This window comes from Gilliamella sp. B2838, assembly GCF_026536185.1.
Taxonomy (GTDB): Bacteria; Pseudomonadota; Gammaproteobacteria; order Enterobacterales; family Orbaceae; genus Gilliamella.
This window is the reverse complement of record NZ_JAFNOO010000012.1, coordinates 49,920-73,552: the sequence shown is the minus strand read 5'-3', so window position 1 is coordinate 73,552 and position 23,633 is coordinate 49,920. Positions and strand designations below refer to the sequence as shown.

At 34.8% G+C, this 23,633-nt stretch carries 21 protein-coding genes; 17 read left to right on the top strand and 4 right to left on the bottom strand.

From position 1 onward, the window contains the following. Positions 1-34: 34 nt before the first annotated feature. Positions 35-694, bottom strand: a complete 660-nt coding sequence (gene folE, locus J3U63_RS11705) for a GTP cyclohydrolase I FolE (RefSeq protein WP_267334385.1) — start codon at positions 692-694, stop codon at positions 35-37. A gap of 197 nt (positions 695-891) precedes the next feature. On the opposite strand from folE, the gene polA reads away from it, so the two are divergent. The 12 genes from polA to J3U63_RS11645 all read left to right on the top strand — a co-directional run bounded on the left by polA (position 892) and on the right by J3U63_RS11645 (position 14,816). After that, complete coding sequence (gene polA / locus J3U63_RS11700) at positions 892-3,660, top strand: DNA polymerase I (protein WP_416381307.1); 2,769 nt, start codon at positions 892-894, stop codon at positions 3,658-3,660. 267 nt (positions 3,661-3,927) lie between these two features. After that, entirely contained in the window at positions 3,928-5,358 is a 1,431-nt protein-coding gene (gene gltX / locus J3U63_RS11695; protein WP_267334382.1) for a glutamate--tRNA ligase, read from the top strand. A 56-nt stretch (positions 5,359-5,414) separates the two neighbouring features. After that, on the top strand, positions 5,415-7,016 hold the full coding sequence (locus J3U63_RS11690; protein ID WP_267371610.1) for an intermembrane phospholipid transport protein YdbH family protein: 1,602 nt from the start codon (positions 5,415-5,417) through the stop codon (positions 7,014-7,016). A gap of 11 nt (positions 7,017-7,027) precedes the next feature. Beyond that, positions 7,028-7,213: a YnbE family lipoprotein gene (locus J3U63_RS11685; RefSeq protein WP_267334378.1), complete on the top strand. Its 186-nt coding sequence runs from the start codon at positions 7,028-7,030 to the stop codon at positions 7,211-7,213. A 129-nt stretch (positions 7,214-7,342) separates the two neighbouring features. Continuing rightward, positions 7,343-7,687 carry a YdbL family protein gene (locus J3U63_RS11680; RefSeq protein WP_267344784.1) on the top strand — a complete coding sequence of 115 codons (345 nt, stop codon included), beginning with the start codon at positions 7,343-7,345 and terminating at the stop codon, positions 7,685-7,687. Between the two features lie 188 nt (positions 7,688-7,875). Next, the gene (gene asnB, locus J3U63_RS11675) at positions 7,876-9,549 is read left to right on the top strand and encodes an asparagine synthase B (protein WP_065633200.1); all 1,674 of its coding nucleotides are present in this window, start codon (positions 7,876-7,878) and stop codon (positions 9,547-9,549) included. 460 nt (positions 9,550-10,009) lie between these two features. Beyond that, positions 10,010-10,990: a D-isomer specific 2-hydroxyacid dehydrogenase family protein gene (locus J3U63_RS11670; RefSeq protein WP_267349115.1), complete on the top strand. Its 981-nt coding sequence runs from the start codon at positions 10,010-10,012 to the stop codon at positions 10,988-10,990. 59 nt (positions 10,991-11,049) lie between these two features. After that, positions 11,050-11,874, top strand: coding sequence for a PTS mannose/fructose/sorbose/N-acetylgalactosamine transporter subunit IIC (locus tag J3U63_RS11665; RefSeq protein ID WP_416379615.1), 825 nt, complete (start codon positions 11,050-11,052; stop codon positions 11,872-11,874). 43 nt (positions 11,875-11,917) lie between these two features. Further along, positions 11,918-12,778 (top strand): PTS system mannose/fructose/sorbose family transporter subunit IID, encoded by an 861-nt coding sequence (locus tag J3U63_RS11660; protein ID WP_267349118.1) that lies wholly within the window; start codon positions 11,918-11,920, stop codon positions 12,776-12,778. Positions 12,779-12,803: 25 nt separating this feature from the next. Beyond that, positions 12,804-13,301, top strand: coding sequence for a PTS system mannose/fructose/N-acetylgalactosamine-transporter subunit IIB (locus tag J3U63_RS11655; RefSeq protein WP_267334367.1), 498 nt, complete (start codon positions 12,804-12,806; stop codon positions 13,299-13,301). A gap of 14 nt (positions 13,302-13,315) precedes the next feature. Further along, positions 13,316-13,759 (top strand): PTS sugar transporter subunit IIA, encoded by a 444-nt coding sequence (locus J3U63_RS11650; protein WP_267344781.1) that lies wholly within the window; start codon positions 13,316-13,318, stop codon positions 13,757-13,759. 115 nt (positions 13,760-13,874) lie between these two features. Further along, the gene (locus J3U63_RS11645; protein WP_267371608.1) at positions 13,875-14,816 is read left to right on the top strand and encodes a hypothetical protein; all 942 of its coding nucleotides are present in this window, start codon (positions 13,875-13,877) and stop codon (positions 14,814-14,816) included. Between the two features lie 91 nt (positions 14,817-14,907). On the opposite strand, the gene satP is transcribed toward J3U63_RS11645, so the two are convergent. After that, positions 14,908-15,486, bottom strand: a complete 579-nt coding sequence (satP, locus tag J3U63_RS11640) for an acetate uptake transporter (RefSeq protein WP_267371606.1) — start codon at positions 15,484-15,486, stop codon at positions 14,908-14,910. 230 nt (positions 15,487-15,716) lie between these two features. Here satP and dnaK point away from each other — a divergent pair, with 230 nt between their 5' ends. From dnaK to J3U63_RS11625, 3 genes are all read left to right on the top strand, one after another. Continuing rightward, positions 15,717-17,630, top strand: a complete 1,914-nt coding sequence (dnaK, locus tag J3U63_RS11635; protein WP_267334361.1) for a molecular chaperone DnaK — start codon at positions 15,717-15,719, stop codon at positions 17,628-17,630. 126 nt (positions 17,631-17,756) lie between these two features. Next, the gene (dnaJ, locus tag J3U63_RS11630) at positions 17,757-18,905 is read left to right on the top strand and encodes a molecular chaperone DnaJ (RefSeq protein WP_065633191.1); all 1,149 of its coding nucleotides are present in this window, start codon (positions 17,757-17,759) and stop codon (positions 18,903-18,905) included. Positions 18,906-19,154: 249 nt separating this feature from the next. Next, complete coding sequence (locus J3U63_RS11625) at positions 19,155-20,246, top strand: DUF695 domain-containing protein (RefSeq protein WP_267334358.1); 1,092 nt, start codon at positions 19,155-19,157, stop codon at positions 20,244-20,246. Between the two features lie 80 nt (positions 20,247-20,326). Here J3U63_RS11625 and grcA read toward each other — a convergent pair whose 3' ends face one another. Continuing rightward, positions 20,327-20,710, bottom strand: coding sequence for an autonomous glycyl radical cofactor GrcA (gene grcA / locus J3U63_RS11620; RefSeq protein ID WP_065633189.1), 384 nt, complete (start codon positions 20,708-20,710; stop codon positions 20,327-20,329). Between the two features lie 741 nt (positions 20,711-21,451). Between grcA and ung the strand changes: the two genes are divergently transcribed. Both ung and gntR read left to right on the top strand, forming a co-directional pair. Next, positions 21,452-22,138 (top strand): uracil-DNA glycosylase, encoded by a 687-nt coding sequence (gene ung, locus J3U63_RS11615; protein ID WP_267334356.1) that lies wholly within the window; start codon positions 21,452-21,454, stop codon positions 22,136-22,138. After that, positions 22,138-23,142, top strand: coding sequence for a gluconate operon transcriptional repressor GntR (gene gntR, locus J3U63_RS11610; protein WP_267334354.1), 1,005 nt, complete (start codon positions 22,138-22,140; stop codon positions 23,140-23,142). Before ung ends, gntR begins: the two co-directional genes overlap by 1 nt. 64 nt (positions 23,143-23,206) lie before the next feature. On the opposite strand, the gene J3U63_RS11605 is transcribed toward gntR, so the two are convergent. Continuing rightward, positions 23,207-23,569: a DUF805 domain-containing protein gene (locus J3U63_RS11605; protein WP_267371603.1), complete on the bottom strand. Its 363-nt coding sequence runs from the start codon at positions 23,567-23,569 to the stop codon at positions 23,207-23,209. Positions 23,570-23,633: the final 64 nt, after the last annotated feature.

The following is a 23,633-nucleotide window of genomic DNA, read 5'->3' as shown; positions in this document are numbered from 1 at the left end:
TAACATCAATATCAATCAAATCGGGTTATTATTGTTAATAATGATTAAGTGCTCGTAAAAATTCTTGTCTGGTACTTGGATTTGTTTTAAACCCGCCGCCCAGCGCTGTTGTCGTTGTTCTACTACTTGAATCTTTAATGCCTCGAGCCTTAACACAATAGTGGGTTGCATCAATTGAGACCGCCACATTGACCGTCCCTAGTAAGGTTTGAAGGGCAACGAGTATTTGTTGAGTTAACCTTTCTTGTACTTGTGGACGTGAGGCAAAAAATTCGACAATTCGGTTAATTTTGGATAAGCCTATCACTTTATCTTTAGGGATATAAGAGACAGTTGCTTTGCCGTCAATGGTGACAAAATGGTGTTCACATACACTGGTTAAAGTGATATCACGAACGGTTATCATCTCGTCAACTTGCATTTTATTTTCAATTAAGGTGATCTTCGGAAAGTTTTCATAGTAAAGCCCCGAAAAAATCTCATCAACGTACATTTTAGAAACTCGATGTGGTGTTTCAGCCAGACTATCATCTGTTAAATCAAGTTCCATTAACTTCATAATTTCACGAAAATGAGCTTCAATTTTAGCCTTACGCTCACTATTATCCATAGCTAGACGACATGATGGCGTTTCAAGATTTTTATCAGCTAAGGCCGCTTTGACTTTTTGCGCAGCTAGACTTAATTGTGTCATTTATCAAATACTCAGGCAAAAAATAGATGTGATATTATATAACAGTCACAGTGTAAGATACAGTTTTTTACGCGTTTTTTATACTAAAGTGTATGATTCATATTAAACATTTTTACGTTATATTATCGGTCATAATAAGAATATTATTGCCAATTAGGTTATACTATTCACTATTATATAGCATAACCTAGGTGATTATGATGCCAAATAACACACCCATTATCTTAATTGATGGTTCTTCTTATCTTTATCGTGCTTTTTTTGCATGTCCTCCGTTAACTAATGCCAAAGGTGAACCAACAGGGGCTATTTTTGGTGTCATTAATATGATTCGTAGTTTAATTAATCAATTTAATCCGACTCATATTGCTGTGGTTTTTGATGCTAAAGGGGGATCTTTCCGTAATGAGATTTATAGCGAATATAAAGCAACCCGCGAAGCGATGCCTGAAAATCTTCGCCCTCAAATTGAGCCTATTCATACTATTTTGAAAGCAATGGGATTACCCTTACTGTGTATTGAAGGTGTTGAAGCTGATGATGTTATTGGTACGTTAGCTAGACAAGCTGAAAGCGAAAATCTGGATGTGCTAATTAGTACTGGTGATAAAGATATGGCTCAGTTAGTGAGTCATAACATTACTTTAATTAACACTATGAATAACACCGTACTTAATCCTCAAGGGGTGATCGAAAAATTTGGTGTTCCACCCGAGAAAATTATTGATTATTTAGCACTGCGTGGCGATTCTTCCGATAATATTCCTGGCGTTCCTGGTGTTGGTGAAAAAACAGCTCAAAGCTTATTAGCTGAATTTAGTGGCATAACAGATATTTATGCTCGTCTTGATGAAATTGAAAAACTTTCAATTCGTGGCGCAAAATCTTTAAAACAAAAACTGATTGATAACCAAGAAGAGGCTGAACTCTCTTATTTACTTGCCACCATTAAAACTGATGTAGAATTGGATTTTACTAGCGAACAACTGATGGTAAGTGATATTGATGTGAATGCATTAAACGAATTATTTGCCTATTATGGTTTTCACCGCTGGCAAAAAGAGTTAATGGCAGGTACTTTCTTAAAACAACAAAAATCATTCCCTAGCGGTGGTGTGCCATTATTTTCCGATAATGAAGACGTTAAACAAAATAAAGAGTCTGATTATCAATGCATTTTAACGTCGGCACAACTTGATGAATGGCTCACTAAGTTAAGTAATTGTAAACAATTTGCTTTTGATACAGAAACAGATAGTGTTGATCATGTGCATGCTAAGCTCGTTGGAATATCGTTAAGTGTGGTTCCTTATCAAGCCGCTTATATTCCTCTAGCTCATCAATACTTAGGGGTTCCAGATCAGTTACCACTTGATGAAGTATTAACAAAATTAAAACCAATTTTAGAAAATCCTAATATCAAAAAGATCGCGCAAAATGCTAAGTTTGATTATAGTATTTTGGCTAATTATGATATTAAAGTGCAAGGCATTGCTTTTGATACGATGCTTGAATCTTATGTCTTAAATAGCACCGAACGTCATGATATGGATAGTATGGCTCATCGTTACCTAAATCATAAAACTATTACTTATAATGAACTGACTAAGTTAGATAAAAAACAGCTAACTATTGATGCCATTGATATTGAAAAAACCACTCAATATGCCGCTGAAGATGCCGATATTACGCTACAACTGCATAATAAATTGTGGCCAAGCCTTGAAAAAGATCCAAAATTAATCAAACTCTTTACTGATGTTGAAATGCCGCTTGCTCTGGTACTTGCCGAGATGGAAAGAACAGGCGTTTTAGTCGATGCTAAGTTGCTCAATGAATATTCAAAGGAATTGGACAGCAAACTAAGGGAAACCGAGCAACAACTACAATTTTTGGCTGGCGAAAAATTTAATCCTGCTTCGCCAAAACAAATACAAGCCATTTTATTTGATAAGCATCAATTGCCGGTATTGAAAAAAACACCTAAGGGTGATCCATCAACCAGTGAAGAAGTGCTAAGTGAACTTGCTAATGATTATCAATTGCCACGTATGATTCTGTTTTATCGAGGCTTGGCAAAACTTAAAAATACCTATACTGATAAATTACCATTAATGATTAGCCCTATTGATCATCGTATTCATACCAATTATAACCAAATTGGTACAGTGACGGGGCGCTTATCTTCTAATGACCCAAATTTACAAAATATTCCAGTTCGAAATGAAGAAGGTCGCCGCATTCGTCAAGCTTTTATTGCCCCAGAAGGGTATAAGATCATCTCGGCGGATTACTCACAAATTGAGTTACGTATCATGGCGCATTTGTCGCAAGATAAAAGCTTACTTAATGCTTTTGCTCATGACAAAGATATCCACCGCGTAACTGCGGGCGAAATTTTAGGTAAGTCCGAAAGTGAAGTGACATCAGAAGAAAGGCGCCGAGCGAAAGCGGTGAATTTTGGACTGATTTATGGCATGAGTGCTTTTGGTTTGTCGAAACAAATCAATGTAGCTCGCAAAGAAGCACAATTTTATATCGATCGGTATTTTGAACGTTATCCCGGCGTACAAAACTATATGGAACAAACGCGTCAGTTAGCCGCTGAACGTGGTTATGTTGAAACACTTTCGGGTCGACGTTTATATCTACCAAAAATCACCTCAACAAATGGCATTGAGCGCCGCGGAGCGGAACGCGCAGCGATTAATGCACCGATGCAAGGCACTGCTGCTGATATTATCAAAATTGCCATGATTGAGATGAGTAAATGGATTAAAAAACAGTCAGCCGGTAATATAAGAATGGTTATGCAAGTGCACGATGAGTTAGTGTTTGAGGTTAAGCATGAATTAGTTGATGCGTATCGAACTGAAATTAAATCTATTATGGAAAATTGTTACCAATTATCAGTCCCGTTAAAAGTGGATGTCGGTGTGGGTAATAATTGGGATGAAGCACATTAATTTTTAGTTAAAACACGCATAGATTTGTTTGTTCAACGATTTCTATTAAATCGTCTAAATCAACTTAACTGTATTAACGATTGTCGCAATCATGTTGCCGATAGTAATCGGCTATTGCCGAAACCTTTTACCATGCTAGAATAAGCAACTAAACTGAATTTATATCAAAAAGTTATTCTATTGACTGATTGGGTCGAATTAGAGAAAAAAGCGTTGGTTTTGAGTTTTCATGACCAAGCTTACTTTTGTTATTATTAGGATTATTTCATGAAAATTAAAACTCGTTTTGCGCCAAGTCCAACTGGCTATTTACATGTTGGTGGTGCTCGTACTGCACTTTATTCTTGGCTCTATACTCGCCATGCCAAGGGTTCATTTGTCTTACGTATAGAAGACACTGATCTTGAGCGTTCAACACCAGAAGCGATTGATGCTATCATGGATGGTATGAATTGGCTTAAATTGTCATGGGATGAAGGCCCATATTTCCAAACTAAGCGTTTTGATCGCTATAATCAAGTGATTGACGAAATGTTGGCCAAAGGAACGGCTTACCGTTGCTATTGTTCTAAAGAGCGCCTAGAAAAACTGCGCGAAGAGCAAATGGCAAAAGGGGAAAAAGCCCGTTATGATGGGCATTGTCGTTGTGATGCTGTACAAAAACAGCATACTCATGATGAGCCGCATGTTGTGCGTTTTGCTAATCCGGTTGATGGCGTTGTTGTTTTCAACGATTTAATTCGTGGTCCAATTGAAATTGCCAATAAAGAGCTTGATGATTTAATTATTCGCCGAACTGATGGTTCACCTACTTATAATTTTTGCGTTGTCGTTGATGATTGGGATATGCAAATTACACATGTTATACGCGGTGAAGATCATATTAATAATACGCCTCGTCAAATTAATATTCTTAAAGCATTAGATGCACCTCTACCTGAGTATGGGCATGTATCAATGATTTTAGGTGACGACGGACAAAAATTATCAAAACGTCATGGTGCAGTAAGTGTGATGCAGTATCGTGATGATGGTTATTTACCGGAAGCATTACTTAACTATTTGGTGCGTCTTGGTTGGTCACATGGTGATCAAGAGATCTTTTCGATATCTGAAATGATAGATTTATTTTCGTTAAATGCAGTAAGTAAATCTGCAAGTGCGTTTAATACCGAAAAATTACTTTGGTTGAATCATCATTATATTAATCATTTGGATGCCGATTATGTTGCGCAGCATTTAGTTTGGCATATGAACCAACATGGCTATGATTTAAGTCAAGGTCCTGACCTTATAACCATAATTAAATTGTTTGCTGAGCGTTGTAAAACCTTGAAAGAGATGGCTGAGTCATGTGCGTATTGTTATCAAGATTTTGATGATTTTGATGCTGATGCAGCTAAAAAACACCTACGCCCAGTTGCTAAAGCGCCACTATTAGCTATTAAAGCGAAAATTGAGGCGATTGCTGATTTTGATTGGCAAATTGATAAAATTCATCATGCTATTGAAGCAACCGCAACTGAGCTTGAGGTTGGTATGGGTAAAGTGGGTATGCCATTACGCGTTGCTGTAACGGGTATTGGTCAATCTCCATCGGTTGATGCAACCGTTTTTGCTGTAGGTAAAAAACGGACTTTAGCTCGTATAGATAAAGCGCTTGCTTATATTGATCAACGGGAACAGACATCAGTGTGATTCAATTATCATTGCCGGCAAAACCGGCAATGAATGTAATGGGTCAGGAATATTAAATGGTACGTTTAAAGAAGCGTTATTTGATCCCATCTTTTCTATTACTCATTGTGCTATTATTTAGTTCATTTGGATGGTGGTATTGGCAGAGTTTAAAACAAGAACTCGATCTTACAGTTGATTGGCGAGGTATGAGCATCGGTTTTAACGGTTTATGTTTTGATGAACTGACCCTATCTAAACAATCTCAACTGAAAATTACCGGTAAAAATTTAAAATTTTCTTGGTCGAATTTATCGGCGACAGATTTAGAAATTTACTGGCAAGCAAATCAAAGTAAAATCGATACAGATTCATTGCCAATAGATGATAAAAGTCATACTGAACAATCAGATAGCCCCTTTTCCAATTTCGCTAGTTTTTATACATGGCTTCCCAAATTAATACATATTGATTCAATACGTTTTTATCAGCAACACAATGAACTTATTGATATTAAAATTAATGTGGAAAAGCAGTTAGATTCATTGCAACTTCGTGCTTCATTCAATAAAAATTATAGTGGTGAACTTTCAGCTAATTTATTGTTAAATCGTGCTGAATCTCGAGTGGATATCACCACTGCTGAATTTAATACTATCTTAAATCAAGCTGATATAAAAAATGCCAAAATAACGGTTCTTTTTAATGGGTGGCTAAAACATGATCGTCTTTCACTCAATGTCAGTAACTCGACAATAAATGCAGAGCAAGTAAGTATTTCACCCAACCTAATGTTAGCTAATCTTAATGGCACACTAAATTTTGCAATGCAATCTAAAATTCCAGTAACTATTGAAAATGTCATCATTGATGGAAGATTCAATATCCAAAATTTGGATGGTATTTATGATAATGTTGAAATTAAATCAGCATCAAGTGGTGGGCAACTTTTAGTTAAAGATAATAAGTTCTTGATTGAAACATTTAATACAAGAATACGAAATGTGAATGTCGGCATATTATTTGAAAATGTAAAATTTGCCGGAGAATATTTAGCATCTTTTAACGCCATAAGCAAAGGCAAATTAAGTTGGCATCGCTTTGAGTCAACGCTTTTTTCTGGAAAAATTTTGGTTAACAATAGCACAATAAATTTCAATAAACTTAAGCAAAGTATCAAAGTCTATTTAAAAGCAATCCAATTAAAGGATATCTTAACCACTTACCCGGTTGAGGGACTTAATGGTGAAGGATCTATTGATGGTATGTTACCAATCAAAATAACTCAGATTTCAACAGCAAATAATAATAGGTATAATGTCTCAATTGAAAACGGTGAACTTGCTACAACTGCATCAGGGTATTTAGCATTTAATAATTCAGCATTGCAAGATTATGCAAAAAACAATCCTAACATGCAATTAGTCACCAATGTGTTACAGAATTTTGAATATACTAAACTTGCTGCTAGTGTTAATTATGCTGATGAAATAGCAAATTTAGCGATTAACATTCAAGGCAAAAATCCAAAAATAAAAAAAGGTAAAGCCGTTAATTTAAATATTAATCTACAAGAAAATATTGTTAAATTATTGATGAGTTTACAATTATCAGATCACATTAGTGAACCGATTCGTCAACGTATTGAAGCACATTTAAAGAAGGAATCTTTTAAATAAGAGGTTATTTTATGCTACGAAATGTTATTGCAATGGTGATATGTGCCACTATATTAAGTGGATGTTCACCCACAGTTAAAGTAGAAGCACCAAGTGAACCTATTAATATTAATTTAAATGTAAAAATAGATCACCAAATTAATATTAAAGTTGATAAGGCATTAGATAATATTATTAATAAGTCAGGCTTATATTAAATAATTGAATTTTCGTGTTTGATTGGCATTTTTGATATTGATAAATAAAAATCTAATATGGTATATCAATAACTTTTGTTATTTATATTCAATTAAATAAATTATGATGTAATTGTTTAGGGGGTTGTTATGACAATCTATAAAAAAGTATCATGTGTTTTATTGTCGATGGTTTTATCTTTTTCCGTGTTTGCATTAAATTTAGATCAAGCAATGGATGCATTGAGTCAAGCTAAAGCGCAAGGTTTTGTGGGTGAGCAAGATGATGGTTATTTAGGTGTAGTTAAAAATGAAGCTAATGCAAGTGAAATTGCTCAATTAATTAACCAGGCTCGTAAAGCACAATATCAAAAAGTCTCAGCTGAAACGAATGTGTCTTTAAGTGAAGTTGAAAAAAGAGCGGGTAGTAAAGCTCAAGAGAAAACCCCAGCAGGGCAATATATCAAGCAACAAGGTCGCTGGTTAAAAAAATAATTTTTAGCTTTTCGCAGTAATAGGAAAAGTATAATCACATTGTACTTTAATTGTGTATGAATAATGTGTATGCTGTTAAACAGATAGTTTGACATACCTTATTTTACTAATAACAATGGTGTGAATTTTTTAGTTAGTTTTTTATTTTGTAATAGTATCGCGTGTGCGATTTTAAATGGAGAAAATCAATGTGTTCGATTTTAGGTATTCTTGATATTAAATCAGATCCAGAACAACTACGAACAAAAGCACTAGAATTATCAAGTCTACAGCGTCATCGTGGGCCTGATTGGTCTGGTATTTTTGCTTCTGATAAAGCAATTCTTGCTCATGAACGTTTATCAATTGTTGATGTTAATACTGGATCTCAGCCACTTTATAATAAAGATAAAACATTAGTTTTAGCAGTTAATGGCGAAATTTATAATCATCAAGAACTCCGAAATCAGTACAAAGATCGTTATGAATTTCAAACAGGATCAGACTGTGAAGTAATCCTTGCTCTGTATCAAGAAAAAGGCATTCATTGCCTTGATGACTTACAAGGTATGTTCGCGTTTGTTCTTTATGATATTAATAAAGATGCTTACTTTATTGGTCGTGACCATATTGGCATTATCCCTATGTATATGGGTTATGACGAAAATGGCACATTTTACGTCGCTTCTGAAATGAAAGCATTAGTGCCAGTTTGTAAAACGATTGAAGCTTTTCCGCCGGGCAGTTATTTGTCAAGCACTGAAGGTGAAATCAAAACTTATTACAAACGCGATTGGATGGATTACGAAAATGTCAAAGATAATAAAACTGACATTAACGAACTTCGTGTAGCATTAGAAGAGTCGGTTAAAAGCCATCTTATGTCTGATGTTCCTTATGGTGTATTACTTTCTGGAGGACTTGATTCTTCGGTTATTTCAGCTATTACCAAAAAATTCTCAGCAAGACGGGTTGAAGATCATGAAAAATCTGAAGCTTGGTGGCCACAATTGCATTCATTTGCTGTTGGCTTGAAAGGCGCGCCTGATCTTAAAGCTGCACAGGCTGTTGCTGACCATCTTGGTACCGTTCACCACGAAATTAACTTTACTATTCAAGAAGGTATTGATGCTATTCGTGATGTAATTTATTTTATTGAAACTTACGATGTAACAACCATCCGAGCTTCTACACCAATGTATTTGATGGCGCGAAAAATTAAAGCGATGGGCATTAAAATGGTCTTATCGGGTGAAGGTGCCGATGAAGTATTTGGTGGCTATTTGTATTTCCATAAAGCGCCAAACGCTAAAGAGTTCCATGAAGAAACGGTTCGTAAATTAGCGGCACTTCATATGTATGATTGTGCTCGTGCTAATAAAGCCATGGCAGCATGGGGCGTTGAGGCTCGTGTTCCATTCTTGGATAAAAAATTCTTAGATGTGGCGATGCGCATTAATCCTAAAGATAAAATGTGTGGCAGCAACGGCAAAATGGAAAAACATATTGTCCGTGAAGCATTTGAGTCTTATTTACCCGCATCTGTTGTTTGGCGTCAAAAAGAACAGTTTTCTGATGGTGTAGGTTATAGCTGGATTGACACATTAAAAGAGATTGCTGAAAGTAAAATTACTGACCAGCAATTAGCAAATGCTAAATTCCGTTTTCCATATAACACACCCGCTTCAAAAGAAGCATATATGTATCGTGAAATTTTTGATGAATTATTCCCAGTTGAAAGTGCTGCTCACTGTGTACCGGGTGGTCCAACGGTCGCTTGCTCAACAGCAAAAGCGATTGAGTGGGATGAGTCATTTAAAAATCTCAATGATCCGTCAGGTCGTGCTGCGATAGGCGTGCATAATGATGCTTATAAAAAGTAATATATCAACTTTAAATACTCGCTTATTTATCTGAGTTGATTATAAAAAGGGCTATATGCCCTTTTTTATTGTTCAGTGAAGTCTAAATACTTTCTTTATGACCCTATCTATACGGGATCTTATCATTCACCATCTGCCTATTGCAGTGCTCAATTTTTTTATTACTGATACTCATTTTAAGTATGATTCAATTGGATTGGTTAATTTGATAATTGATGGACTAAATTGCATTGCGATTTTTTATCAAAAATAGTTTATTGGCTTTCCAATATCTTTTAGTTTTTGGGCTCTATTTAATAGAAAAAGTTTTTTATTAAATCTGTGATCTAAATTCACTTTTTTCTAAATCTTATAAATTATACTAAATGTTACCAGTCACATTATGGCTGTCTGGAAAGTAAATTACCTTTATTTTCCGATAATTAATACGTAAGGGTGTATGATTAATTAGGAGCATTGAGTGAAAAATTATAAAATTGCAATAATCAACTCAAGTAGTTTTGGGAAATATTTTCCTGATCATTTAAAACGATTAGAAAAAATTGGTGAAGTAAAACATTTTACTTTTGAAAATAATATTCCCGGAAAAGAACTCGCCGACGCATTGCAAGAATTCAATATTGTTATAGCAAGTGTTAGACCATTTTTTAACAAGGCGTTTTTTGATAATAAAAAACAACCTTTACTCCTACTTTCACGTCATGGTATCGGCTTTAATAATGTTGATGTAGTAGCAGCTAAAGAGCATGGAACTATCGTCACTATTGTGCCGCCTTTAGTTGAGCGTGATGCGGTTGCCGAAAATGCTGTGACTAATTTATTGGCATTAATTAGACAAACTGTTCAATCTCAAGCTGCGGTTAAGGCAAATGAATGGCAAAAAAGAGCCTCTTTTCTAGGCATCAATGTTACGGGTAAAACTGTTGGTGTTATCGGATGTGGGAATATTGGTAGCCGCGTAGCAGAAATATTCAAACACGGTTTTAATGCTCGATTATTGGTTGTTGACCCTAAAGTTAACAAAACATGGGCGAGTAAACACAGCATCGAAATTGTTGAGTTAGATTATTTGCTGAAAAATGCTGATATCATCTCTTTAAATGCATCATTAAACGAAACAAGCTACCATATTTTAAAACAACCTCAATTTTCTTTGATGAAAAAAGGTGTTTATATTACAAATACCGCACGAGCCGAATTGATTGACGAAAGTGCATTAATTAACGCGCTAGATAGTGGTGTTGTTGCAGGACATGCAACAGATGTAATGTACGTTGAACCTTCATATAACGATAATCCCTTAGTCCAGCATCCAAAAGTGCTTGTCACACCTCATACTTCAGCTTATGCCATTGAATGTTTACAAGGTATGGGTGAAAAATGTGTGCAGGATGTAGAAAATTTTGTCAATAATTTACAATTGCAATCCGTTGTTTCTTAATGGTTTATTTTAAAGTTTAATTGATAATAACAATATCAAGGAGTTTAGATATGCAAGATATGCATGTTACATTTCTACAAGCCGCGATTATTTCAGTATGGGTTGCGATGGTTATGTCTCGGGGGCTAGGTGGGGCAACTTTGACACTAAGATTTACACCGATGATGACGGGGTTAATTGTCGGTATTGTCTTTAATGATATTCATAATGCCATGATAACCACAGCAGCTATTCAACTAATCTACATGGGCGTTTTTTCACCAGGTGGGCAAATGCCATCAGAACCTGCCATTGCAACAGCCGTTGCAGTTCCTGTCGCTTTACTGGGTAAAATGGAACCAACCGCTGCAGTTGCCGTTGCAGTGCCTGTTGGATTATTGGGATCTTACCTATATCAGTTAAGATTTTTCTTTAATACGATGATTATGAAATTAACTGAAAAGTATGCACAAGAGGCAAATAGCTCTGGTCTAACTTTATCAATCATCATACTACCAATAATTTGTAGCTTTGTTCTTTTTGTCCCATTTATGTTTGTAGCACTGTATTTTGGTGCGCCAATTATTGCGGATGTTATTAAAACAAATGCAGGGGGATTAGTTTTCCACATCCTTAATGTTATTGGTGGCGGACTTGCTGCTGTCGGTATTGCATTAACTATCTATGTTATTGGTAAAAAAAGTTACATTATTTTCTTCTTACTTGCGTATTTTATGGCTGTTATGGCAAAACCACTTAATATCACCATGGTCACTTACGCGATTGTTGGCGCTATCATTGCATTTATTTTTGTTCTAGCAAAAAGTGAAGCAGTTAATTCTGTCGCAGATCAACCAAGAAGTAATTCAAATAATAACAATCAAATTGATGATGATGATTATTAATCTGTAACTATTTGATTAATAGATTAGAAAGAGGAATTTTATAATGACACAAATAGTACAAGAAAGTATCGATCTAAAGCCAGAGGCAATTACTAAACGAGATATCACTTTTGCTTGGTTACGGTGGTATTATGCTAATGAGATCCCACACTCATTTGACCGTTATCTAGCTGCTTCGTTAATGTGGGGGTTAATGCCAATTCTTAAAAAATTATATAAATCAAAAAGTGAGTTAGCTGCTGCTTACCAAAGACATTTACTGTTTTTTAATACCCAGATAACTTGGGGCGGCGGTACTATCTCAGGCATTATGGCTTCATTAGAATCTGTAAGAGCAGATGAAGTTTATCAGAAAAAACCGATCAGTATTGATAATGATGTGCTTTATAATACCAAAGCGGGTTTAATGGGGGCCTTGGCGGGAATTGGTGACGCGATTGACTCAGGAACCATTCAGTATATCTTCATAGCCATTGCGCTACCTTGGGCTCAAGAAGGTCTAGCAATCGGTGCTTTATTTCCTTTCTTTGCTTTTGTCATTTATCAACTTTTTGTGGGGTACTATTTTGCTCAGTTAGGCTTTAAGTTAGGTCGAAATGCGGCAACTGAAGTTGTTGGTAATAAAATGCAGATGATTATTGAAGCACTATCCATTTTAGGGTTGTTTATGATGGGTATTTTAGCTGCTAGTTATATTAAAGTATCATCAAGTTTAAAATTTACTTTATCAGGCAAAGATTTCGTTATCCAAGACACACTGGACAAAATTTTACCAGGGGTTTTGCCACTTATGGTTGTGATGGGATTATATTTCTATTTTTATAAGAAAGGATTAAAAGTAACTCAAGCATTAGTTGGATTAACAATAATACTCGGTGTATTAGCAGCTATTGGCATTTTATAAAATTAAAAAATATAGAGGTTAAATTATGGGAAAAGTCGTTTTAGCGCGCGTAGATAGTCGCCTTATTCATGGTCAAGTTGCCACTAATGTGTCTAAAGCAGCCGGAGCAAATGCGTTGTTTGTAGCCGATGATTACTCTGCAAATGATGAGTTTACTAAAAATATTATTTTAGGTGCTGGTGCCAGCACAGGGCATAAAATAAGAGTATTAAAAGAAGATGGTGCAGTAAGATATTGGAATGATCGCCAGTATGATGATTTTAATGTTATTTTGATTACTAAAAATATTGAAGTTATGTATAAAATTATTAAGGCGGGCGTGCCAATAACCAATCTTAATATTGGTGGTTTACCACTTGTACCGGGAGCAACGTCAATAATTAAAGAAGTATCAATTAATAAACAACAACTTGATTTGCTAATCGATTTACAAAACAGCTATCCCAATATGGATATCTATTTCCAAGCAACCCCTTCTTTGAAAAAAGTAACGTTAAATGAAGCGATTAAAATGTTTGAATAATCGAGGAAAATAATATGATAGGTGTATTATTAGTGAGTCATGGCAAGATGGCTGAAGGGATTAAAGATAGTGTTACAATGATTGTTGGTGAACAAGATAAATTTGCATCATTATCGCTTAATCCAGGACAAGATATTAATCAATTAAAAACCGATTTGTTTAATTGTTCAAAGTCGCTTAATAGTGGTAAAGGTGTATTAATTTTTGTCGATTTGTTTGGTGCCTCGCCTTATAACGCATCAATGCGATGTTTGCCTGAGTGGGAAAAATTAGGTATGAATGTCCGGATAATTACCGGTATGAACTTGCCAATGGTCATTAATGCTGTATGTAATAGGGATTCATTATCACTACTGGATTTAGCAAAAGAGTGTATTGAGGCAGGACAAGAAAATATTCAAGAAGCTATTGGCAATATGGCTAATTTTGCCCAATCTCAAAACGAAGATGATTATTGATTAAACTTACATCTTCAATAGATAATCATCATTTTAATATTATCTATTTGTTTCGCTGTTAGTGTGAATGATAAATCGCACTAACAGTTTTTCTAAATTCAAATAATGATTAAAAATGGATAAATTTAAAGACCTTGTACTAAGATACTGTGTCATTTTTGGTAAACGATTTACGTCTAAAGAGAAAATTACTTTTTTAAGAGTAATATCGAAAGAACTGATTCAATTAGGTTATAGTGTTGAAGCTAAATTAGCAAAATTAAAGTTAGCAACAAGACGATATGAAAATTATTACAATGCTTATATTGGTGATTTAGATAAAGCTGAATTAATTATTTGTACTTATTATGATACCGGTATTAAAAATTTTAATCTTCAGAAAAAATACGCATTCACACCTCAATTTAGTAAATTAGGTTATTTTGTAGGTATTTTACCTATTATTATCTTATTTATCGCGTCACTGATATTAAATTACTTTGTTTTTATTCCTAAAATTCAAGTTGAGGGATTTTTTAGTATTTCCGGAATATTGTCGATTATTTCGACCATTTTGTTATTTTTTATTGTTTTAAAATATAAAAATGGCATTCCTAATCAAAAAAATTTTGTTTGTAATACTTCAAGTATTATTACAATTATTAATTTAATTCATCAGCTTGATAAAAAAGAAAAGAAAAAAATTGCGTTTGTTTTATACGACGATGGTAATGGTGGTCAATATGGTTTAAAAATGTTAGAAAGCTATTCGGAACAAATGAAAGATAAAAAATTTATTTTTATCGATAGTATTGGTAATGGGGAGGATTTAATTTTTTTAAAACCGAAAACATCAATACTAACTTTAGATGGTGTGACTTTTCATTCTGGTGAAATGGCAACACAATTAACCAACTACTTAATGATTACATCTGGCAATATTGATCAAGATGGTAAAATTCTTATCAAGAATGCTGGCTCTTCAAAAGATAATTATTTATCAGAGCAAATAATTACCAAGCATACTCAATCTCTTGTGAATGTATGTAAGGCTTTACTTACCGAACACACTAAATAATTTATTAATTAAATAATTTTTCTATAAAAAAACGGGGTATCCCCCGTTTTTATTACTCGCATATTCGTCATTGCATGACGACTTAATATTATTAATGTGCAGCACCTTTAGGCGCGCCAATTGGTAAAATTGTACGGCCATATTGTTCATTAAGTACTTCGGCCATGGCAAGGTAAATAGCGCTAGCTCCGCAGATAATACCTTCAAAACCAGCTATATGAATAATGTCATGGTTGCCACAAATGTTACCAATTGCTAATAAAGCAAATAAAATCGTTAAACTAGCAAAAACGAATTGTAATGCACGATTAGCTTTTAAGGTACCAATAAACATAAAAGCGGTAAAAATCCCCCATAACGCAAGGAAAATACCGACAAAAGTTGTATCAGTTGGTGCAGTTGCTGGTGAGGTTGGTAAATACCAAATTCCTACTAATGCAATCCAAAAGAAACCATAAGAGGTGAATGCAGTTGTACCAAACGTGTTACCTTTGCGAAATTCTAAAATTCCAGCAATGACTTGCGCAAGCCCTCCATAAAAAATACCCATAGAAACGATTGCTGTCATCACAGGGAAAAATCCTGCATTATGAATATTTAATAAAATGGTGGTCATGCCAAATCCCATCAAGCCAAGTGGACCTGGGTTTGCAAGTTTAGTTTGTTCCATAAGGATCCTATAAATAATTATCATAATAAAAAAGAGCGGCAATAATAAGTGTAGAAAAGCTGATAATCAAGATTTAAGAAAAAATAATTTTTTTGCCCCCTTGATATTGATAATAATGTTCCCATTTATGTGGAAACAATAACATTTCTTTGTGAAAAATAAGCTCTTGAAAATAAATATTTAAGACTTATATACAAGAAATAAAATACAGGTTTTGAGGAGAAAAGATTATGGGTAAAATTATTGGTATTGATTTAGGTACAACAAATTCATGTGTTGCAGTAATGGACAATGGTCAAGCAAAAGTATTAGAAAATGCTGAAGGCGATCGTACAACCCCGTCAATTATTGCATATACACAAGATGGTGAAATTTTAGTTGGTCAACCCGCTAAACGCCAAGCAGTAACCAATCCACAAAATACACTATTTGCCATTAAACGTTTAATTGGTCGTCGTTATGATGATGCCGAAGTACAACGTGATGTTGCTATTATGCCTTATAAAATTGTTAAAGCTGATAATGGCGATGCATGGGTAGATGTCAAAGGTCAAAAAATTGCGCCACCGCAAATCTCTGCTGAAGTATTGAAGAAAATGAAAAAAACCGCAGAAGATTATCTTGGTGAGCCAGTCACTGAAGCAGTTATCACTGTTCCAGCGTATTTTAATGATGCACAGCGTCAAGCAACTAAAGATGCGGGCCGTATTGCTGGTTTAGATGTTAAACGTATTATTAACGAACCTACAGCCGCTGCACTTGCTTACGGTTTAGATAAAGATGTGGGTAACCGCACTATCGCTGTATACGACCTTGGTGGTGGTACATTTGATATCTCAATTATCGAAATTGACGATGTTGATGGCGAAAAAACATTTGAAGTATTAGCAACTAATGGCGATACTCATTTAGGTGGTGAAGACTTTGACTCACGCTTAATTAACTATTTAGTTGATGAATTTAAACGTGAACAAGGATTCGATCTGAAAAATGATCCACTTGCAATGCAACGTTTAAAAGAAGCGGCAGAAAAAGCGAAAATTGAATTATCATCAGCACAACAAACTGATATCAACTTACCATATATCACGGCTGATGCATCAGGTCCAAAACACTTAAATATTAAAGTGACACGCGCTAAACTTGAATCATTAGTCGAAGATTTAGTTAAACGCTCAATGGATCCGGTTAAAACTGCACTACAAGATGCTGGTTTATCTGTATCTGATATTAAAGATGTTATTTTAGTCGGTGGTCAAACTCGTATGCCTATGGTGCAAAAAGCGGTTGCTGACTTCTTTGGTAAAGAACCACGTAAAGACGTTAACCCTGATGAAGCTGTAGCAGTGGGCGCAGCAGTACAAGGTGGGGTACTTGGTGGTGATGTTAAAGATGTGTTATTACTTGATGTAACACCATTATCTTTAGGTATTGAAACAATGGGTGGTGTGATGACTACCTTGATTGAGAAAAACACAACTATCCCAACTAAACATAGTCAAGTGTTCTCAACAGCTGAAGATAATCAATCAGCGGTAACCATTCATGTGTTACAAGGTGAACGTAAACGTGCAAGTGATAACAAATCATTAGGTCAGTTTAATCTTGATGGTATTCAAGCTGCACCGCGTGGTATGCCACAAATTGAAGTAACATTTGATATTGATGCTGACGGTATCTTACATGTATCAGCAAAAGATAAAAACACTGGACGTGAACAAAATATTACTATTAAAGCTTCTTCAGGTTTAAGTGAAGAAGAGATTCAAAAAATGGTAAATGATGCTGAGGCGAATGCAGAAGCTGACCGTAAGTTTGAAGAGTTAGCTCAAATTCGTAACCAAGCAGATCACCTTGTTCACTCAACGCGTAAACAAGTGTCTGATGCAGGCGATAAATTACCAGCTGCTGATAAAACAGCCATTGAAGATGCAGTGAGTGCATTAGAAGTTGCAGCGCGTGGTGAAGATAAAGCTGAAATCGAAGCGAAAATTAATGCATTAATGGAAGCATCTAAAAAATTGCTTGAACTAGCGCAGCAACAAGGTCAGGCAGAACAGTCAGCTCAAGCAGGTAGTAGCTCTACAGCGCAAGACGATGTTGTTGATGCAGACTTTAAAGAAGTTGATGATGATAAAAAATAAGCATTAACCGCTGTGTTTTTTAATGAGTTATTTCAACGAGTTTTAAACATGTAACACATTAAACGGGCGCGAGGTAACTCAAGCCCGTTTAGTTGTTTATGTAATAAATAAAAATAAAGGTAAATTATGGCGAAGAAAGATTATTATGAAACATTAGGCGTAAGTAAAAGTGCTACTGAAGCTGAAATAAAAAAAGCCTATAAACGCCTTGCCATGAAATATCATCCTGATAAAAATCAGGATAATAAAGCTGAAGCAGAAGCAAAATTTAAAGAAGTGAAAGAAGCTTATGAAGTTTTGACCGATGCGCAGAAAAAAGCAGCTTATGATCAATATGGGCATGCTGCTTTCGAGCAAGGTTTTGGCGGTGGTGCCGGAGCAGGTGCCGGTGGATTTGGTGGCTTCGGCGGCTTTAGTGGTGGTTCAGCATTTGATGATATATTCAGTGATTTCTTTGGTGGTGGTCGTGGCGGACGAGCGCAAAGCGCATCACGCGGTGCCGATCTGCAATACAATATTACCTTAACACTTGAAGAAGCCGCTGCGGGTGTCAGCAAAGAAATAAAAGTACCAACATGGGTTACTTGTGATACTTGTCATGGCCAAGGTACAGAAAAAGCATCAGATGTTGTTACCTGTGAAACTTGCCATGGTGCAGGGGTTGTGCAAATGCGCCAAGGTTTCTTTGCCGTACAGCAAGAGTGCCCAACTTGTCATGGACGAGGCAAAGTAGTTAAAAATCCTTGTAAAAAGTGTCATGGCGAAGGTCGTATCCAAAAAACAAAAACACTTTCTGTAACTATTCCTGCGGGGGTGGATACGGGTAATCGTATTCGACTTTCCGGTGAAGGTGAAGCAGGCTTAAACGGTGCACCAGCTGGTGATTTATATGTTCAAGTGCAAGTTAAACCACATGGTATTTTTGAACGTGATGGTAATAATTTACATTGTGAAATTCCAATTAATATTGCATTGGCATCACTAGGTGGCGAAGTTGAAGTACCAACACTTAATGGTAAAGTCAGTTTAACGATACCGGCCGAAACACAAACAGGAAAAATGTTTAGATTACGTGGTAAAGGTGTCAAATCATTACGCGGTAGTACAATGGGTGATTTGTATTGTCATGTTGTGGTTGAAACTCCAGTCAATTTAACTGGTAAACAAAAAGAGTTGTTAAAAGAATTAGGCGAAAGTTTTAAAGCCGATAAAAGTTCTAAGCATAGCCCAAAAGAAAAAAGCTTTTTTGATAAAGTGAAAAAGTTTTTTGGCTAATAATTTTTAATAATGTACAAATGGCGAGGCAGAAAAACTACCTCGCCATTTTTATTTATCTAGTTCATATCAATAAACCCTCATTTTTAAATGTTTTTTTGTTAATTCTTGATAGCTAAATTTTGTGCAATATTTTGTACCAAACGTAGATAATCGATGTTGTTCAAAATTAAATTAATGTAGTATATTGAATTACATATTATTTTTATTTGTATATAATTTTAATCACTTTTATCTATAGGATTTTTTATGTTTTTAAAAAAACTTTGGCAAAAATTGCGGCCACAAAATGTAGTCATTGCTCAACAATCAACACCAGATGATAACCTCAAAATAGCTATCCAATCCTTTTGGAATAAAGTTAAACAGTCAGAACAGTCTCTTAGTGAATTGCAACCTTTAGATTTAATGGAAAAGCTCAATAACTTGTTAAGTGAAAACCAATTAGACGTTATTGCCGAAATTATGGGGGGAGAGGTAAAAAAACATAAAATTATTTTTACTGCTGAAGGTAAAATTGAACGTTTTGAACTAGTAGTAGAAATTGTTAAATTAGCACCTAGTTTAGATCTATTTGAAATCGAGGCATTTCGTCAACGAGCTAATAAAATTTCTGATTTTGAAATAAATTTTAATGGTACCTCTTTTTCATTGGGGGCATCTGATTTATTGATTCAATATCATGAAGATCATCGTAAAATTGCTTTGGATTTAATGTTTGCTAAACCAATCGCCAAAGATCAAATAAATTATGCACAAACATTAGCTTTAGTCATTTTGGATCATCTTTTAGGGGAGTACGACTTAGCTATAAAAGTGCAATCAATTAATTTTGTCGACACAATGCCTGATTCTAATAGTATTACGGCTGAAGAGTTTGCTAAACGATTTGATGATATCTGGAAAAATGATTTAAAACACACCGGTATTTTTCCTATTTCTGAAAGTGAAGATCAATTGTTTGTATTTGAATTAGCAAGTAAAGATGATCCTGATGATACGACCTTAGTGCAGCGTAACGAAACGGCTAATGCATTGGCTTGTGATATTAATTATGGTTATGGACTTAATCTAAGTATAGAGCTAGATTGTAAAGAGACCTTATCGTTAGTTTACGATATAGAAGATGCCATTAGCGCCGCTTTCCGTGAAAATAGGAAAGGCATTCATGCCCAAAATTCTTTACACCAAGCAACAAGAACTATGCTTTGGTATGTAGAAGATAAACATTTTGCTACTCAAATAATTCAAAATATATTAAATCAATATCAAGATCTATCAGTAAAAATTGACTGTGAGTTTGATCCTGCTTGGATGGAGTATTTAGCTTGGGTAGACTAGTTTAGAACAAAGAAATTTGTTTTTTCATAAAAATAAACCCAGCATAAGCTGGGTTTTAATCATTCGATAATAAACTAAAATTACATTTTAGTTGTGAATGTACGAGCAATAACGTCGCGTTGTTGTTCAGCAGTTAATGAGTTGAAACGAACTGCATAACCAGAAACACGAATAGTTAATTGTGGATATTTTTCTGGGTGTTGAACAGCATCTTCTAAAGTTTCACGACGAAGAACATTCACATTTAAGTGTTGACCACCTTCAACTTTGATAGTTGGAGCAACATCTAATGGAACTTCACGATATTCGAATTGACCAAGTTCTGCAGTTGGGATAACTTGATCTTCTTTATAAACTGATTTTGCAGCGACACAACGAGCTTCTTTTGTAGAGTCGTCCAATAACCAGAAAGAGTTAAGAAGTGCTGCATTGTCTGCTTTAGTAATTTGGATACCTGTAATCATTTTTAAATCCTCCTAACGGGGCCTTATTGCCCTAAAATAATTAAGGTTAATATAGCACTTTCAAGTTTTGATTAAAGTCAAAAAAAGCTATTAATTCGATAAGTAATACCTTTGATAAAAATTGATTAATATTTTTTTTAAACTAATCAACTGATTGATATGTAAGATATTATTATTCAATTGTATTAAAATACTTTACAAGTAATAAAACGACGATTAATAAGTTAGGTAAATCAAGTTGCCTTAAAAACGGTATTTTTTACATCAATTTTAAGCGGTTCACTTAAGGTAAAAGTAAATTTTAATGCCACACCTAGCCTATTATCATTTAATAACTTTTTATCAATAGCAATACGATTATCAATACAAATATGATCTTATGCATATTTTATATTATTCATCTAAGTATACGCATTGCCAATAACCATAAATATCATTAATCCCTTTGGGATGATTACTTTGATGATGAGTGTGTTACTCATTAATAAAATTAATTAGATTATTAATCAATCCAAATTTCAGATCTTAATTCATAAACTTGGATTATTACAAAAATGATCGTTAAATATTGATGCTGAACGAGCAAGTTATGTCTAATTTATGTTTAATTGAATTTTTAAGCGTGTTTATTTAGATTAAACGGACTTGATTACTGTTAGGTTTATTATTATTTTTAGGTATAATTAATGTTATCGGCTGATAATGTTGTTGAGCCATATGAAATAATAATATAGGTATTGTATGAGTAATCAATTAACATGGCATGATGTCATTGGATCGGAAAAAGATAAACCTTATTTTCAACAAATATTGCAATTTGTCGCATCAGAACGAGCTAAAGGTAAAGTGATTTATCCTCCACAGCATGATGTGTTTAATGCATTCCGCTTTACGCCTTTTAATGACATTAAAGTCGTGATATTAGGACAAGATCCATATCATGGACCTAATCAAGCTCACGGTTTGTCGTTTTCAGTACTACCTGGCGTTAAACCACCACCATCGTTACTTAATATCTATAAAGAGCTTTCGACGGATATTGAGGGTTTCAAAATTCCTTCTTATGGTTATTTAGGTTCTTGGGCAAATCAAGGTGTTCTTTTATTAAATACGGTATTAACTGTTCAAGCAGGGCAAGCTCATTCCCACGCTAAAATAGGTTGGGAAACGTTTACTGACCATGTTATTGCGGCAATTGATAAATATCTTGAAGGTGTTGTATTTTTATTGTGGGGCTCACCCGCTCAAAAAAAAGGGCAATTTATCGATCGGCAAAAACATCATGTTTTAACGTCTGTGCATCCATCACCATTATCTGCACATCGTGGCTTTTTGGGTTGTAAGCATTTCTCAAAGGCAAACGATCTTATTATAAAACAGGGTAAAACACCGATTGATTGGCAGCCACAACTTCCGGAAAAACAGTGATGAGTTATAGTAAAAAACGGCGAACTGGTTTGCAAGAAATTGCTAATTTAATTGGCATAAGTAAAATGACAGTGAGTCGATATTTACGCGATCCTAATTTGGTGTCTAAACCATTACAGTCTCAAATTTCAGCGGCAATCGAGCAGCTTGGTTATATCCCTAATAAAGCGCCTGATATGTTATCAAATGCAAAAAGTAATGCGATTGGGGTTGTGTTTCCATCGTTAACCAACCAAGTTTTTGCGGATATTTTAAAAGGAATTGAGATGGTAACTGATGCCAAAGGATATCAGACCATGATTACTCATACAGGATACAATGCCGATAAAGAAGAGCAACGGGTTCGTTCATTACTTTCTTATAATATTGATGGATTAATCTTAACTGAAAGAATCCATAATCCTGCTACATTAAAAATGATCGAAATTTCGGGCGTTCCTGTGGTTGAAATTATGGATAGTGTGTCGCCGTGTATTGATATGGCCGTCGGATTTGATAATTTTACTGCAACCCGAAATATGATTCATCGTATGATCGAAAAAGGGCGTCGCAATATTGTTTATTTTAGCGCAAGGCAAGATCAACGTAGCATTATTCGTCAACAAGGCTATGAAAAAGCGATGCAAGAAGCAGGCTTAACGCCGCGTACATTAGCGACTAAAGAAGCCTCATCTTATGAACTTGGCGCACGTTTTTTACACCAAATTTTAAAAGAGTTTCCTGCCGTTGATGGAATTTTTAGTACTAACGATGATTTGGCTTTAGGCGTACTGCTTGAATGCCAACGAATGGGCATTGAAATTCCTAAACAAATCGCTATTGTCGGTTTTCATGGGCATCAAATAGGTCAATATATGAATCCAAAATTAGCATCGATACATACTCCAAGAATTGAAATGGGTAAAATAGCTGCAGAACTATTATTAAAAAGAATTAATGGGGAAAGGATAGATCAAAAAGTGGTGGATTTGTCTGTTGAATATCTAGATGGAGAAAGTATTTAATTGCATAAAAATAATGTTGTAATAATAGAACCTCATCAATAAAATTGATGAGGTAAACAAGCAATTATAATCCTTTCGGATTATCACCATATTGGTTACTACCTGGTGTAGAATTTATACACATGAAAATAAACAGTATAATACCACCAACAAATGGGATGAAGCTAATTAAATACCACCAGCCTGATTTATCGGTATCATGCAAACGACGTACAGTCACTGCTATGTTTGGGATAAGAATAACAAGTAAAAAAATTACTTCAATTAGTGACATTGCTGATGCCATAGTTTCACTGAGTGAAGCTAAAATGATTAATACCAAATAAAATATAGCGACAAATAAGGTGAAAAGCCAATACTCTTTACGACGAGCTCGACCACTAAAGTTTGCATAATTTTTTGTCATACAACTGATAAACCAATTCATTGTTATAATTCCTTCTTTATTTATATTTGACTTTTGCTATTTAAAGCGGTGACTATTCTAATAA

Bases quoted from the DNA above. Each gene is read 5' to 3' on its own strand.
- J3U63_RS11605 (WP_267371603.1), bottom strand. From the start codon at position 23,569: ATGAATTGGTTTATCAGTTGTATGACAAAAAATTATGCAAACTTTAGT.
- J3U63_RS11690 (WP_267371610.1), top strand. From the start codon at position 5,415: ATGGTACGTTTAAAGAAGCGTTATTTGATCCCATCTTTTCTATTACTC.
- polA (WP_416381307.1), top strand. From the start codon at position 892: ATGATGCCAAATAACACACCCATTATCTTAATTGATGGTTCTTCTTAT.
- dnaK (WP_267334361.1), top strand. From the start codon at position 15,717: ATGGGTAAAATTATTGGTATTGATTTAGGTACAACAAATTCATGTGTT.
- asnB (WP_065633200.1), top strand. From the start codon at position 7,876: ATGTGTTCGATTTTAGGTATTCTTGATATTAAATCAGATCCAGAACAA.
- satP (WP_267371606.1), bottom strand. From the start codon at position 15,486: ATGGAACAAACTAAACTTGCAAACCCAGGTCCACTTGGCTTGATGGGA.
- J3U63_RS11665 (WP_416379615.1), top strand. From the start codon at position 11,050: ATGCATGTTACATTTCTACAAGCCGCGATTATTTCAGTATGGGTTGCG.
- gntR (WP_267334354.1), top strand. From the start codon at position 22,138: ATGAGTTATAGTAAAAAACGGCGAACTGGTTTGCAAGAAATTGCTAAT.
- J3U63_RS11685 (WP_267334378.1), top strand. From the start codon at position 7,028: ATGCTACGAAATGTTATTGCAATGGTGATATGTGCCACTATATTAAGT.
- dnaJ (WP_065633191.1), top strand. From the start codon at position 17,757: ATGGCGAAGAAAGATTATTATGAAACATTAGGCGTAAGTAAAAGTGCT.
- ung (WP_267334356.1), top strand. From the start codon at position 21,452: ATGAGTAATCAATTAACATGGCATGATGTCATTGGATCGGAAAAAGAT.
- J3U63_RS11655 (WP_267334367.1), top strand. From the start codon at position 12,804: ATGGGAAAAGTCGTTTTAGCGCGCGTAGATAGTCGCCTTATTCATGGT.
- grcA (WP_065633189.1), bottom strand. From the start codon at position 20,710: ATGATTACAGGTATCCAAATTACTAAAGCAGACAATGCAGCACTTCTT.
- J3U63_RS11680 (WP_267344784.1), top strand. From the start codon at position 7,343: ATGACAATCTATAAAAAAGTATCATGTGTTTTATTGTCGATGGTTTTA.
- J3U63_RS11660 (WP_267349118.1), top strand. From the start codon at position 11,918: ATGACACAAATAGTACAAGAAAGTATCGATCTAAAGCCAGAGGCAATT.
- J3U63_RS11625 (WP_267334358.1), top strand. From the start codon at position 19,155: ATGTTTTTAAAAAAACTTTGGCAAAAATTGCGGCCACAAAATGTAGTC.
- folE (WP_267334385.1), bottom strand. From the start codon at position 694: ATGACACAATTAAGTCTAGCTGCGCAAAAAGTCAAAGCGGCCTTAGCT.
- J3U63_RS11645 (WP_267371608.1), top strand. From the start codon at position 13,875: ATGGATAAATTTAAAGACCTTGTACTAAGATACTGTGTCATTTTTGGT.
- gltX (WP_267334382.1), top strand. From the start codon at position 3,928: ATGAAAATTAAAACTCGTTTTGCGCCAAGTCCAACTGGCTATTTACAT.
- J3U63_RS11650 (WP_267344781.1), top strand. From the start codon at position 13,316: ATGATAGGTGTATTATTAGTGAGTCATGGCAAGATGGCTGAAGGGATT.